The sequence below is a fragment of the Halomonas rhizosphaerae genome, assembly GCF_030010555.1.
Classification (GTDB): Bacteria; Pseudomonadota; Gammaproteobacteria; order Pseudomonadales; family Halomonadaceae; genus Halomonas; species Halomonas rhizosphaerae.
This window is the reverse complement of record NZ_JASCQP010000040.1, coordinates 24774-37861: the sequence shown is the minus strand read 5'-3', so window position 1 is coordinate 37861 and position 13088 is coordinate 24774. Positions and strand designations below refer to the sequence as shown.

General features: G+C 57.0%; 12 protein-coding genes and 2 pseudogenes. 6 read left to right on the top strand and 8 right to left on the bottom strand.

Features of this window, described 5'->3' with window-relative positions:
- The first annotated feature begins 91 nt into the window (after positions 1 to 91).
- From QLQ83_RS17265 to QLQ83_RS17255, 3 genes are read left to right on the top strand one after another with little or no spacing between them, the layout of a single operon-like run.
- Entirely contained in the window at positions 92 to 1081 is a 990-nt protein-coding gene (locus QLQ83_RS17265; RefSeq protein ID WP_282736750.1) for an IS481 family transposase, read from the top strand.
- Positions 1039 to 2073 carry an NRAMP family divalent metal transporter gene (locus tag QLQ83_RS17260; RefSeq protein WP_326521420.1) on the top strand — a complete coding sequence of 345 codons (1035 nt, stop codon included), beginning with the start codon at positions 1039 to 1041 and terminating at the stop codon, positions 2071 to 2073. The genes QLQ83_RS17265 and QLQ83_RS17260 overlap by 43 nt, the downstream gene beginning before the upstream one ends.
- 35 nt (positions 2074 to 2108) lie before the next feature.
- Entirely contained in the window at positions 2109 to 3320 is a 1212-nt protein-coding gene (locus QLQ83_RS17255; protein ID WP_282736749.1) for a DcaP family trimeric outer membrane transporter, read from the top strand.
- A 299-nt stretch (positions 3321 to 3619) separates the two neighbouring features.
- Here QLQ83_RS17255 and QLQ83_RS17250 read toward each other — a convergent pair whose 3' ends face one another.
- The 4 genes from QLQ83_RS17250 to QLQ83_RS17235 form a co-directional block, all read right to left on the bottom strand.
- A complete protein-coding gene (locus QLQ83_RS17250; protein ID WP_282736748.1) occupies positions 3620 to 4393 on the bottom strand; it encodes a nuclease-related domain-containing protein in 774 nt (257 codons plus the stop codon).
- A 72-nt stretch (positions 4394 to 4465) separates the two neighbouring features.
- Positions 4466 to 4954, bottom strand: a complete 489-nt coding sequence (locus QLQ83_RS17245; RefSeq protein ID WP_282736747.1) for a hypothetical protein — start codon at positions 4952 to 4954, stop codon at positions 4466 to 4468.
- A 223-nt stretch (positions 4955 to 5177) separates the two neighbouring features.
- Positions 5178 to 5942, bottom strand: a complete 765-nt coding sequence (locus tag QLQ83_RS17240) for an SAM-dependent methyltransferase (RefSeq protein ID WP_282736746.1) — start codon at positions 5940 to 5942, stop codon at positions 5178 to 5180.
- Positions 5943 to 6062: 120 nt separating this feature from the next.
- Positions 6063 to 6698: a DUF998 domain-containing protein gene (locus tag QLQ83_RS17235; protein ID WP_282736745.1), complete on the bottom strand. Its 636-nt coding sequence runs from the start codon at positions 6696 to 6698 to the stop codon at positions 6063 to 6065.
- Positions 6699 to 6807: 109 nt separating this feature from the next.
- Between QLQ83_RS17235 and QLQ83_RS17230 the strand changes: the two are divergent.
- Positions 6808 to 7032: pseudogene (locus QLQ83_RS17230) on the top strand (IS5/IS1182 family transposase); the annotation flags it as partial.
- 91 nt (positions 7033 to 7123) lie between these two features.
- On the opposite strand, the gene QLQ83_RS17225 reads toward QLQ83_RS17230, so the two are convergent.
- A complete protein-coding gene (locus QLQ83_RS17225) occupies positions 7124 to 8155 on the bottom strand; it encodes an Acg family FMN-binding oxidoreductase (protein WP_282736744.1) in 1032 nt (343 codons plus the stop codon).
- Complete coding sequence (locus tag QLQ83_RS17220) at positions 8145 to 9134, bottom strand: alpha/beta fold hydrolase (protein WP_282736743.1); 990 nt, start codon at positions 9132 to 9134, stop codon at positions 8145 to 8147. Before QLQ83_RS17220 ends, QLQ83_RS17225 begins: the two co-directional genes overlap by 11 nt.
- Positions 9135 to 9790: 656 nt before the next feature.
- Here QLQ83_RS17220 and QLQ83_RS17215 point away from each other — a divergent pair.
- Both QLQ83_RS17215 and QLQ83_RS17210 read left to right on the top strand, forming a co-directional pair.
- Positions 9791 to 10636: a DUF6544 family protein gene (locus QLQ83_RS17215; RefSeq protein ID WP_282736742.1), complete on the top strand. Its 846-nt coding sequence runs from the start codon at positions 9791 to 9793 to the stop codon at positions 10634 to 10636.
- A complete protein-coding gene (locus QLQ83_RS17210; protein ID WP_282736741.1) occupies positions 10633 to 11592 on the top strand; it encodes a M23 family metallopeptidase in 960 nt (319 codons plus the stop codon). The genes QLQ83_RS17215 and QLQ83_RS17210 overlap by 4 nt, the downstream gene beginning before the upstream one ends.
- A gap of 153 nt (positions 11593 to 11745) precedes the next feature.
- Here QLQ83_RS17210 and QLQ83_RS17205 read toward each other — a convergent pair.
- Positions 11746 to 11891: pseudogene (locus QLQ83_RS17205) on the bottom strand (IS5/IS1182 family transposase); the annotation flags it as partial.
- A gap of 77 nt (positions 11892 to 11968) precedes the next feature.
- Positions 11969 to 12610, bottom strand: coding sequence for a DUF6064 family protein (locus QLQ83_RS17200; RefSeq protein WP_282736740.1), 642 nt, complete (start codon positions 12608 to 12610; stop codon positions 11969 to 11971).
- Positions 12611 to 13088: the final 478 nt, after the last annotated feature.

Here is a 13088-nt window from a genome sequence, read left to right as displayed (position 1 = left end):
TGTAGGGTCCCGGATGATCAACTGAGCTATAGGAGTTATCCTCTGCTGGCAGCCAGAGAGCTTCTACAGCAATTCATCCGGGAGCAGGTTCATGGACATCAAGCTGCATAAGCAAGCGACGACGACACCGAAGATTCGTGCTGAGATCCAGGCAGCGTCCGCCAGTATCAGTGACAGCGAACTGGCCCGTCAGTACGGTGTGTCCGACTCGACCATTCGCCGTTGGCGCTACCGAGGCGATGTCCATGATCGACCCCACACGCGCCACAACCTGCTGACCACGCTCACCCACGAGCAGGAGGAAGTGCTGGTCGCCGCTCGCGAGTTTCTTCGGCTCGGCCTCGATGATCTGCTGATCGTTGCCCGCGAGTTCCTGAACCCTCGGCTGTCACGTTCCGGCCTGCACCGCATGCTCAAGCGGCGTGACGTGCCAACGCTCGCGGAGCTGGCCCGTCAAGATGTCGGCGGTGATGAGACGCCCCGATACAAGCCTTTCAAGGACTACGAACCGGGGTATGTGCACATCGACATCAAGCACCTGCCCCAGATGCCTGACGAGCAGCAGAAGCGCTACCTGTACGTGGCCATCGACCGGGCAACGCGCTGGGTGTATCTGGAGGTCCGCAGCAGCCAGTCCGCGAAGGATGCTCGCGCGTTCATGAAACAGGTGGAAGAGAAGGCGCCCTTCAAGATCCAGACGGTGCTGACTGACAACGGCAAATCCTTCACCGATCGCTTCACACGGGCCGGTGAGCGCAAGCCCAGCGGCCGGCATCCGTTTGACCAGGAGTGCCAGGCACATGGCATCGAGCATCGCTTGATCAAGCCTGGGCGGCCTCAGACGAACGGCATGGTGGAGCGCTTCAACGGTCGTATCAGCGATGTGCTGGCCACTCGATGCTATGCATCAGGTGAGGATCTAGAGCAGACGCTGAAGCGGTATTGTTGGTTGTACAATCACCATATCCCCCAGAAGGCGCTGCACCATCAATCACCAATTGCAGCGATGAAAGAATGGGAGGCTAAACGGCCAGCGCTATTTACCAAGCGAGTAGTCAATCATCCGGGACCCTACAAGTAGTCGCTATAACAAAACGAAAACTCGGGCGCCCAGTTGGAGTATTAGCAGGGCTTGGTGTTTTTTCCATCACCTTGATGTTTGCGGTGGGTAATGCCGTAGGTTCTGGTCTTGCTCTCAGCCTACTCATAGGGGGTTCCGTTGTAGGCTGGACTCTCGCTTGTACCGTCGCTGTGGGTCTTCTTATCGCCCTGAGAAATACGTACAAGGCAATGGAGCGTCTTCTCGTCGCTCTGATCGGCTTGATGTCGGTAGGCTTTCTAGCCTCAACCATTCTCAGCGATCCGAATTGGATAGCTGCGGCCAAAGGATTAATCCCGAGCATTCCCGCTGAGGCTGGATTTCTTTTGATTGCTTTGATCGGAACCAACTTCTCAATTAACTCAGCATTCTACACTGGCTACGCCATACATGAAAGGCAGCTGAAGCGTGAGCAGTATCGTGCAATAACGTTGATGGACACCCTGCCAGGGAACGTGGCAACAGCATTCATGGCGATGCTGATTATTATAGTTGCCTCTACAGTACTCAATTCAACCGGCACTGTGGCTACCACTTTCCCACAGCTGGCTGGCGTCCTTGAGCCCCTCGCTGGAAAAGTTGGCTCCATCCTATTTGGCTTAGGATTCTTTGCCGCTGCCTTTTCCTCAATGGCTGCCAATGCGTCTGCGGGTGGCACTCTGCTGGCGGATGCGCTGGGCTGGGACAGCAGCCTTTCAACCTGGCGTGTGAAGCTGTTGGTCTACAGCGTGCTAGCGTGGGGCGCCTTTGTGACTGTAGTCGCCAAAGGGTCACCGATTGAGTTAATCATCATTGCACAAGCGCTAACCGTTCTGGTCGCACCGTTCCTCGGTATCATTCTCTTCCTGTTGACGCGCAGAACCGATGTCATGGGCGACCTGAAGAACGGCCCTATTCAAACTGTATTCGCAGTGATTGGGCTGGTCGCCATCTTCTCTATCTCATTCCGCCTCGTCCTGAATGTTTTTGGATAACCTTTAATAACGAAATGAACAGTGGAGAACTGTAGATGAGAAAGCAAATTTCCAGACCGAAGCTCTCTCTTCTTATAAGTGCGGTCTTCTTATCTTCTAGCTCGCAAGCTATCGCCTTGGACTATGAAGTAAACGACACAAAAATATCAATCTATGGCTATGCTAAATTGGACATCATGTATGATAGTGGTGACATCAAATCTGGAAATAGCAATGGCATGGGTGACAGTGTCAATTTCAGAAAGATCGCCGTTGATGGGCAGTCAAATACAAGCGGACACACAAACCTAAATGCTGGTGAATCTCGGATTGGCTTCCGCACAGCCACTCCAACTGACAAGGGAGATTTGATCACCACCATTGAAGGCGATTTCTTCTTCGGTGACTTCAGGCTTCGCCAAGCATATGGGTCTTGGAATGACATCACAGCTGGCCAAACGTGGAGCAATTTTCATACCTTTATTAGCACCACTCCGACACTAGACTTTACCGGGCCAGCTGGAAGGGATTCATTTCTTCGCCAGGCCCAACTCCGCTACTCATTTGGGGATTTTCATGTCGCACTGGAAGATCCCAGTGGCGCGTTGTCAGGTGAGTCTTTCGACGGTGGCTACGACGCAGATTACCAGGGAGATACAATCGCCGGTACTGACGTTGGCCGAAAGGATAGCCTCCCCGACCTTACATTGCGATATGAGACGAGTAGTGGTGAACTTAAATGGTCCACTGCGGCGCTAATGAGAGAAGTGGCCTTCGACTCTGGTGGTGATGACGACTCCACCATCGGCTGGGGACTTTTCGTTGCCGGAAGCTACTCGCTCTCGCCATCTACAACGCTTCGCGGTCAGATCACTGGTGGTGACGGTATTGGAGACTATATGAAGGTTAACCCGGCACCGGCTGCCTACCGTGTTGCAAATCGGCTTGAATCAATTCCCGCCTGGGGTGGCACCTTGGGTATCAGTCAAGAAGTTGGGCCGGGGTCGCTCAATGTATCCTATTCTAGAGTGGAGGCGGACTGGGATGATGCTGAGCGGGATGGCGTTTCACTCGTCAACACCGATAATTCGGGTGAATTTATCGATGCTTACGATGACAACTACGAACTTATCCACGTCAATTACCTGTGGAACCCTACGAAAAACGTTACTTACGGGGTGGAGTTGTCGCACGCCATGCGTGAAACCGTAGATGGCCGAGACGGTAGCGTTAACCGTGCACAAGCAAGCATCATATACGACTTCTAAATATCGTACAGCACTCTAGCTTAATCCCAAAGCTGCCCTTGATATCAAATTAAATCACTCCTTTAGGTGGTGTATTTCCCCTGTAGTGAACATATTTTATCCAGGCTAATACATCACCTCTTTATTAAAAATCTCACTGAATCTATTCCGTATCAATTCGCATTGGAGCAGCATATTTTGCAGCAACCAGATGCTGAGCACCAATGTCTTGGGATGGGTGCCAACTTATATTTTAAGTAATCGGCAAGCTCACCTAAGGACCAATACAGAGTGTTCGCCTAATTGTGTATATCCCATCACTAACCGACATCCTGCACCACCCTACACTGCGGATATCCTGAACACCCCCAAAACTGATTCCCAGCATTCTTGCCCCTTGTCGATGTGCGCAATACCATGCTGCTACCGCACTTGGGGCATTTTCGCTGCGCATTTGGATCTGAACGAGTTTTAAGCTGTGCAACATGTACTCGGTGCATCTCACGTGTGGGGGCAAGCCTTCCAGTCTGGATTTTCGTGAAGACCTCTTGAACCTCCGCCTCAGATAGAATGACTTCCTGATACGCCTTGATGTAATTCACGTAACCACCGCCAAGTGTGACGTTCTTCGGCATCTTGGTCTTTAGCTTCGCACTACCAGTGAACACCACAATAGAGTGAATGACTTCTCCAGGAACATTGAGAGCTTTCTCCAAAGCCTTCACATGCTTGTAGTTTTGGCGCAAAGGATTTTGGAACCTGAATGACTTCCGATAGATCTTTTGGGTCCATTGTGCCTGATGTTCGTCACCAAATACCCAACCCTTCATGTTCTTTGTTTCCACAACGAAGATCCCGAATCGAGATACAAAGATATGATCAATCTGAGTTGAGCCGTCTGGAGTAGGCAAGGTGACATTGTGGATCGGCCTGTATGTTTCCGCTGACAGCCGAAACTTGGCAATCACTTTGACTAAAGTTTCTCCACACAACCCCTTGAACCAAGGAGACTTAACGAGACCTATCAGAAATGCTACCGGAATGACCCACCACAACGGCCTCAAGACTTCATTGATGATCAAAGAATAATCCAAGGTTTCATCTCACTGAGAAATTGTTGGCACTGGCTTCATAAAGAATATGCCTATAGTTTTGGCGCCCTACTTTTACTGCTCCTGGCGCTTTAACGCCTCATAGCGCGCACATGCTTGCTTGCGGGCCTCCGCGTTTGCCGATTGCTGAAGAACCAGTCTGTTGCATTCTCTTCTCGCCAACTCAAGTGGCGAAGCTTGTCTGGCAGAGGCGACAAAGGCAATCGTAGGCTGGAAGGAGCTGGACGATGCGCAGTACATATTTTTCGTCTTGTCGTATTTCAATCCGCTTCCGCGACTCTCGCGGAGATAACTACATGCATCAGCAAAGAATTCCTTTGCTGCCAAGGTGCACTTGGAGAACTCGGCCATTTTTTTTCTTTTATCTACACATACAGATTCGTCCCGTATGCGCCACGACTGGTGCTGGAAAGAAACGCGCTGGTCATTGTGATCAACCGTGACAGTTATCACCTCTGTTCCCAAAGACTCTTGCATATGATTTCTCACAGCACTTGAAGTGCTATCCAGTAACGCTGCGAACAGGGCTGAGATTGGGTCCATACGCTCCTCGGCCTGGTAAACTAGAGGTGATTAGTAGCTTGATGGTATTGGATAAACGCTCATGCGGCACTGTCTTCACATTCTTTCAGCGTCGCCAACTGATATTATTTTTTATCAGCATTCACTAACGGTCGTCATTCGGCCAGAAGCGGACGTTCAGGATGTGCTGATGCAACACACGAATTAATCCGCGCCGCGAAGCGGCGTCGGCTTGAATGAATTGTTAGCCCTGCTTGAGGCAGAGCCGCGGCATCAACGCGAATACTCCCCAGCCCAGATATTCGCGTGTGTAAGCAGCATGACGTTCAGGTTCCGAGGTCAATTTGGACTGCACCTCTTGGGCCAATTCGTCTTCAGGATTGGCTTCAAGCCATCGTCGCATGGTGAGCCATTTGGCCGCTTCGTACCTGTCCCAACTATCTTGATTTGCCAGAACCATTTCAACAACGTCGTAACCTAGGAGGCCGAAAGACGCGACAAGTCTTGGCAACACAAGGAAGTCTGAGATTGCGTTGGCCAGACACCCCTTGGCAATATCCTCCGTTGGTGGCAATTGCCTCCAGTAAGGCTCGCCGATGAGGACGATCCCGCCACTTCGCAAGCTCCGTGCCAAAAGCTCAATCGTCCCAGTGAATCCCCCGCCGATCCAGGTAGCACCCACGCAGGCCGCCACATCGACTTTTCCCTCAGAGACATAGCCTGCCGCATCGTCATGGATGAACTTGACTTGATCGGCCACGCCCAACTCTTCGGCACGAAGTCTAGCCTGCTCACTGAACAATTGGCTCATGTCGACACCGATACCAATGACACCGTGATCACGTGCCCATGTACACAGCATCTCTCCCGAGCCGCTCCCGAGATCAAGCACTCGTGCTCCCGACTCCAGACGCAACGCCGCGCCGAGAGTGGCAAACTTTTCGGGCGTAAGCGGGTTATGAATGCGGTGCGCACTTTCCATGATATTGAATATGCGTGGAATATCCATGACGTAAATTTCCTTACATGAGATATTGAGTTCGGTAAAGGCCTAACGCCTGACATCACCAGCAGTGGAAAGCTGTGCGACGAAGGAGCACCTATTTCACTGTCCTCATTGATGGTGTTGTTAGGCTTCCGATCGGGGATAATGTGCTTCACTGTTTCGCTTACGACGTAAGACGATTGCCAATGTTGACTGCCATAGTGCATATGCATATTGGGCAACGCGTTCGCCAAGGCCGAGGCCAGGAGTGGGCAAATTCTCTTGGACCTCCATAGCGTATTGGAACGCAAAGACCGCAGGTAGCAGAAGCATTACAAATGTTGCAACAGTATAGAGCCTGAACCAGCCTCGAAATACAGCAACAGCAAATACAATGCTCAGCACTACAAAGGGATTGGTCGCCAAAATCAGATGCATGGTATCTGTGAACGTTGGCTCTGCACCACGCATGTGCATTGGAAAGAAATTCCAAAGAATCACACCGATGAGCGCACTTCCAGCAAACATAGCCGCCATCAGTCGCAGAAGACGGCTATGGCCAGATGATAACCACACGCCAATTGCGAACGCCATCAATAGAAAGCTCGAGAGAGTAAATAATGGGGCAACGATACGGCTTGTAGGCGCGCCTATTGCGAATAGCTCGCTCACCGCTTGATCGGAGAAGCTATAATCGGGATAGAGAATCGCGCCCGCGATGTCAGTGGCAACGAAGCAGAGGGCGGCTATGATTCCGCAAATCAGTAAAATTGGACGCATGGTTCGAGTACGCCTAATGAAACGCTGCATAAATCCCGCCCCAGCTGCCGGGCAGCCACCGGCGGGATAGAATCTGGCTTTCTCTTCACCGTCTGATCAGAGCCAACCGATGAAGCAGATCTCTTTCGCCAGGCTGAGCACCAGAACAAGAGGAAGGTTACCCTCCGCGAGCGGTTCCTGGCCCAAATGGAGACCCTGGTGCCCTGGCAACGGCTGATCGAGGCACTGTCCACATCCTACTTCCCGAACGTCGCCAGCAAGCGGGGCCAGCTAACCATCGGCCTGGAGCGTCTACCCCTTCCAGCAGTGGTACGCCCTGGCCGACAAGGCGCTTGCCGTCACCGGGCTGACCCACGGCGTCGTCGCCACTTCACTACGCTATGGTGAGAACGCGATGGACAGTAAGGGAATACGTCCACGCTGCGTCATCCTGGGTCTGTCTCGATCAAGACTTGCTCTATGGGTCGTCGCAACGAACGGGGCATCGCTTTCCCCCGGCCGAATCGCACGACAAGGTCGGGGCGCCCGGCACCCAGACCCAACGCCTTGGCGAACGCCGGACGGACTCCCGCCTCCTCGACCGGCTGGTTTACGAACGCATTGCGAATCCCGAGTGCCGTGGCCTGCAAGGCAAAGCGCTGATAACAGCGTCCGGCTTCCACCCAGTGCGCCCTGTCATCGATATCCGACACGAATACGGCAACTCCGGCGGAGCTGCGAACCTGGCGGGCCACCTTGGCATTCTCGGTTTTTTCACGAAACAGAGCGCGAAACAGCCACCTTCCCAGCCAACGCGGAATCGGGGGATTGCCCATCACCCGAGCCGAGAGCCCATCCCCCGCCTCGATCGCTTCGCGATCACTGAAGCGAATCCAGGTCTCGAGTTCCTGGCGAAACGCCGGGTTGCTCACCTGCTGGGTGTTCCCCTGCATGACATGCTCCAGCACGTTCTCGATGGCCCCATGCTCGGTCAGCAGGATGACGGATACCCCACGCCCGGTTCCCGCCGCTTCGAGCAGGCGCAGCTCCTCGCCAGTCAGCGTCGAGCCGTCGAAGTCGGTGCGCGTGCACTGCCGCGCGGGGATGGCCTCGAAGAGGGGGGAGACCTCTGGCCGACAGGACTCCAGGGTGATGAGGAGCTCACCCTCCCCCTCGGGCCTGAATGCGACCTCGCCCGTCAGGCCGAATGCCCGGGCAGCCTGACTCAGGTTCTCGGCTGCGCATCCCAGCGACACGTACAGGTGGTGATCGTCCGGATCGACGACCGGGGTGCGCCGCGAGAGGTCGGGCAGAATGCTAATGGTCCCGTCGGCCACCCGGAACCGCCAGCACTGGGTATTGTGCCCGGAAGGGGCCAGGGTGGCGTAGCGAACGAGTTCCTGCAGCCGGGCGGCATCGTCCGGCACTCCCCCTTCGGCATGCCGCCAGATGCGCGCTACCGCCTGGTCATGGTTCATCGGTTGCCCCTGTTTGCCTGAGAAAAGCGCGGATGTCGCTCATCACTTCGGCGTGGTGTCCGACCCACAGATGCCCTCCGCGTGAATAGCCGATGAAGCGGGCGTCGGGGATCTGTTCGGCAGTGTAGCGCGCCGCGTCATAGGTGCCGAACAGGTCATCCTCCAGGCTGATGATCAGCGTCGGGGCGGAGATCTGTTCCAGCGCATAGCGCGGAAGCGTCGAGATGACCTCTGCATCGTTCAGCAAACCCGCCCGGCGCGGGCTGACGGGCAGGATGTGCTCCATCATCCTGGCCACCCGTGCCTGCTCGTCGACACTCGCGGCCTCCACCACCTCCGGCGGGGTGGCGAGGATCGCGCGCAGTACCGTGTCGCGGGCGACCCTGGGGGCCACCCAGAACAGGAAGTCCCACCGCAGCGCCGTCTCGAACAGGATGTCGGTGCCATGCGGCGTCACCAGCGACGGTGCCCCGCCGGGCCGGGGCACATAGGCGGCAGGAACCAGCAGCACCAGCGCCGTGGTGCGCTCCGGGTGGCGCAGCGCAAACTGCAGTGACGAGGGCGCACCGGCGGAGGCGCCGACGATCGCGGCACGCGGAATCTCCAGCGCATCCAGCAGACAGGAATGCGCATCCGCCTGGGCAGCAGCGGAGGCATCCGGCGGAAGCGGGGTGCGCAGGTAGCCGAATCGCGACATGGCGATGAGCTGCAGACCCTCCCCGGCCAGCGGCTTAAGGGCATCCAGGCCCTGATCGAAGCCCCCGCCGGCGCCGTGCACCACCAGCACCGGCACTCCCTCGCCGGCGACGGCATACTCAATTGGCCCGCAGGGCGTCTCGACGACCTGACTGCCGACGGCGACGCGCTCCCGCGCCTGGCGGATATCGCGCTGGTAGAGGGCCGTGACGACCACCAGCGAGGCGACCAGCACCAGGCCGATCAGGAGCGCCATCACACGCCCGACGCCCATCTCTCCCATCGGCTCCCTCCTATCGACGCCTCCGGCCAGTACAGCGGCTATCATCCTAAGTGGTTGTCATGCTTCAGAGTGTAGGCGCTGCCTCAGAGACACGTCGTGTGACTGGCCTGACGGAAGGATTCGCTAGGATGACAGGGAAGACGCTCCCTCGGGACGAGAGGATTACGCGAGCACAGCCACGATGGTCACTCGGCACTTCCATGCCTTTATTGCGCTCACCTTCGCCATCTCCTGGGGACTTCCCGGCCTAGGCCTGTTCCCCTCTCGCCTGGAGCCGGGTTTTCCCTTCAGCCTCGAAATGTACTCCCCCTCTACTATGGGGGTGTCTGGGGGCCAGCCCTGGCCGCCTTTCTCCGACGACTGCTCGACTGGCGGTATCCATTGCGCTGGTGGCTGTTCCCGCTGCTCGGGATACCGCTGCTCGATTTTCTGGCGGTCGTGGGCCATTGGTTGACGGACGCCGCCGATGCCCTGAGCAGCTGGAACCTGTCCGTCGCGTATTTCCTCGGCTCCACGCTTGCCCGGGCCAGTGCCGGGCCCTCACATACTGTTCCGCCTCCGCGATTGGCTATGGCAGTTCCATGCAGTTCGAGAGACAGTAGGCGGCAGCCTCGAGCTAAAGCCGTTCACCGATCACGGAATCGAGGTAACTCTATATGAAGGTGTTGGCCCTCCTCCTGGTGTTGCTCGTCGGTGCCGTGCTGGCACTTTTCGTGCTCTTGCTTCACGACAAGCGGGCGGAGAGGATCGAAGGGAAGCGGCTTGCCGCATTGCAGCCTATCGATCCCCCACCATTCTCGGTTGATATGGTCGCAAACCTTCCCGAGCCGGCACGTCGCTATTTCGGGTTCACCATCCTTCCCGGCACCCCGCTCCATCCGGTGGCCCAGATCGACATGCGAGGACAGTTCAGCCTCGGCACCAAGGATGCTCCCGGTTATCAGCCCATGGAAGCGCGCCAGATCCTTGCCGCACCCGAGGGTTTCGTCTGGTCAATGCGCACACTCGGCGGCCTGCCGATTTATGGCTCGGACTCGGGCCGATGGACCCGGTTCCGCATCCTGTGGCTAGTGCCTGTCGCCCGGATAGGCGGCGATCCGGACCACAGGCGTTCGGCGTTTGGCCGCTACGTGGCCGAGGCGGTGTTCTGGACGCCCGCGGCACTTCTGCCCGGGCCAGGCGTCGTCTGGGAGCCGGTGGATGACGACACGGCGCGAGTCACGGTCAGCCACGGGGCACTGACGCAGGCGGTCGATGTCACCCTCGATGCCGAAGGGCGCCCGGTTGTGGTCTCGTTCCAGCGCTGGAGCGACGCCAACCCCGACAAGGTGTACCGGTGGCAGCCCTTCGGCGGGTACCTGTCGGATTTCCGTGAGGTCAGGGGCTACCGCCTCCCGCATCGGCTGGAGGCAGGCAACATGTTCGGCACCGAGGACTATTTCCCATTCTTCCTGGTCGAAGTGACAGCGATCCGGTTCCCCGGCCAGGAGGACGACGGATGATCTGGCTTGTCCTGGTGTCACAGATCGTCTTGCCGTTGGGCTTATTGCTGTGGCTGGCACTTGCCCCGTCGCCCAGCTTGACGGGATATGCCGTGCAGGTCGCCGGGATCGCGACCTTTCTTTCGGCCTTCGCGTTGGTCGCCCAATGGGCTGTCGTCCCCTGGTGGTTGCCCCGCGGATATGCCGGTCTTTTCGTGCTGGCCATTCTCGCGCCGGTGCTGCGTGGCCGCCTGTCGGGGCTGGCGGTTCTGCCTTCCGGGATCGGCGGGTGGTCATCGATGGCGGTCTCTCTCGTGCTGCTGGGTCTCGGTACCTGGTATGGGTCCGCGGCCGTGGCGGGTCGGGCCCTGCCAACGGCACCAGCCGTCGACATCGCCAATCCCTTCGGCCCCGGTACCTACCTTGTCGGCCACGGCGGCTCGCGGGAGATCGTGAACGCCCATCTCCGTACGCTCGACCCGGAGGTGGAGCGCTACCGCCCTTGGCGCGGGCAGTCCTACGCGGTGGATTTCTTCGGCCTGACGAACTGGGGGACCCGAGCAGTAGGACTGCGCCCGGCCGATCCGGCGGCATACGCGATTTTCGGCGCTACCCTGCATGCGCCCTGCGAGGGCGAGGTGATGGCGACGGAAGACGCCATGCCGGACTTGCCGGTGCCCGAGCAGGATACGGTCAACCGGCTGGGCAACCATGTGCTTCTACGCTGCAAGGAGGCGATGATCGTATTTGCCCATATGCGGCAAGGCAGTGTCGCGGTCTCGCCAGGCCAGAGCGTGACCCTCGGGACTCGGTTGGGCGAGGTGGGCAATTCCGGCGCCAGCACCGAACCGCATCTGCATATCCATGCGCAGCGTGCCGCCGCAGAGGGTGATCCGCCGATCTCGGGAACGCCCTTGGCGCTGAGGATCGATGGCCGCTTTCTTGTGCGGAACGAACGGCTTCGAGGCCGGGAGTAGACGCGAGATGCTCATCGAACCCTCCCGCAATCGATGGCGAAGACGGCGAGGGCGAGCCCTCAACGACCATGGCAGTGCCTAGCCAGACCGAGAGCCCCGGCAGGAGCGAAGACACGAAGAGATGGTCCTGCACAGTGGCCCAGAGAGACCCGCTTGCCGGCCGGCAGCATTCGGGACGCAGGATGGCGAGATCGCCTGCATCAACCGTTGCCAGGGCTCCATCGGGGCTAAGAACCGCTCACGGGGGGTGACCTTGTCTTGTTGTGGTGCTCAGCCTGGGAGAAAGAGATCTGCCTTATCGGTTAGCTCTGGTCAGACGATGGTAGGAGAGCCAGACGCAACCCCGCCGGTGGCCGCCTGGCAGCTGGGGCGGTATTTATGCAGCATTTAGCCGTTTCTGAACCTCACGGGCGATGATGTACGTGATGACAAGCACCCCGGCTCCCAACAACGCGAAGTCTGTCACTACACCAAGCAGCACAGCTGCAGAGCCGCCGATCACCGTCCAAAGTAGAGGGATCGCTACAAGCCTCCAAAGGGCTGGTGTCGACATGAAGAAGAGCCCGACCGTGAAGAGCGTGGTCGGACACGGTACCCCAAACGTAGGTGTGTAAGGGTAGGGCTGAACGAGTGTCATGGCCAAGAGCGGGTAAGCCAAGGCGTACACGGCCAGTACGACGCCAATCATATGCCTTGCAGTACGCTTATAGACGTACCGAATCGGTTCGCGCTTGAGGCCAGCCCAACCCAGTAGCAGCGCCTCGAGGAGGAAGATACCACCGAATAAGAGCGCCGCCGGATTGATGGATGCGAAGTATGCAAAATGATAGGCAATGCCAGCCCAGGCCCAATGAACCGCCAGCAAAAGTGACACTACACGGTCGATTCGCTGGCCACGCAGCACGAGCAACAGTACGACCAGCGACACAATCCAGAGCGCCACTGCGGCAGGCCAAAGCGCCGTATTGTACGCAACGAATACGTCTAGGAACTCACGTTCCGAGAAGGGCAATTGCATTGTCCAACCCTTTCTTCCTAACAGGTATTAGGCGGCCATTTCGTTGATGAATCTAACGCGCCAATATGTTCATTCGCACCATACCAAGTGCCGCTAAAACCCAACCGGCTGATAAAAACCCAAAAATTAAGTATAGGCAGAAAATATAGCACTATATAATTTCGCCTGCTGCATAACACGGATCAAGATGGTCGCAGACTTTCTGGCATGGCCGACTTGGGTCGTCAATTGCCGCACCTAGTCCATCAATATAGTCTGAAGTTCGGCATGCGGCCAGAAGCGGACGATTGATCAAAGCTGATATAACGCTTGAGCCACCGGGCGTCGTAAGGACGTGTCGATTTAAAGAGAAATGATGTAAGCTGACTTCTGGAAGTATTGGATCAATGACTGCCAACTGCATTGCGTGACAAGGCGACAGTAAAATTGTCCCAGAACCCGGCGCCGGAAATGACAGGTGCAGATTTCAGATGTCAAT

Bases quoted from the DNA above. Each gene is read 5' to 3' on its own strand.
- QLQ83_RS17220 (WP_282736743.1), bottom strand. From the start codon at position 9,134: ATGGGAGAGATGGGCGTCGGGCGTGTGATGGCGCTCCTGATCGGCCTG.
- QLQ83_RS17245 (WP_282736747.1), bottom strand. From the start codon at position 4,954: ATGGACCCAATCTCAGCCCTGTTCGCAGCGTTACTGGATAGCACTTCA.
- QLQ83_RS17215 (WP_282736742.1), top strand. From the start codon at position 9,791: ATGAAGGTGTTGGCCCTCCTCCTGGTGTTGCTCGTCGGTGCCGTGCTG.
- QLQ83_RS17265 (WP_282736750.1), top strand. From the start codon at position 92: ATGGACATCAAGCTGCATAAGCAAGCGACGACGACACCGAAGATTCGT.
- QLQ83_RS17210 (WP_282736741.1), top strand. From the start codon at position 10,633: ATGATCTGGCTTGTCCTGGTGTCACAGATCGTCTTGCCGTTGGGCTTA.
- QLQ83_RS17235 (WP_282736745.1), bottom strand. From the start codon at position 6,698: ATGCGTCCAATTTTACTGATTTGCGGAATCATAGCCGCCCTCTGCTTC.
- QLQ83_RS17255 (WP_282736749.1), top strand. From the start codon at position 2,109: ATGAGAAAGCAAATTTCCAGACCGAAGCTCTCTCTTCTTATAAGTGCG.
- QLQ83_RS17240 (WP_282736746.1), bottom strand. From the start codon at position 5,942: ATGGATATTCCACGCATATTCAATATCATGGAAAGTGCGCACCGCATT.
- QLQ83_RS17200 (WP_282736740.1), bottom strand. From the start codon at position 12,610: ATGCAATTGCCCTTCTCGGAACGTGAGTTCCTAGACGTATTCGTTGCG.
- QLQ83_RS17225 (WP_282736744.1), bottom strand. From the start codon at position 8,155: ATGAACCATGACCAGGCGGTAGCGCGCATCTGGCGGCATGCCGAAGGG.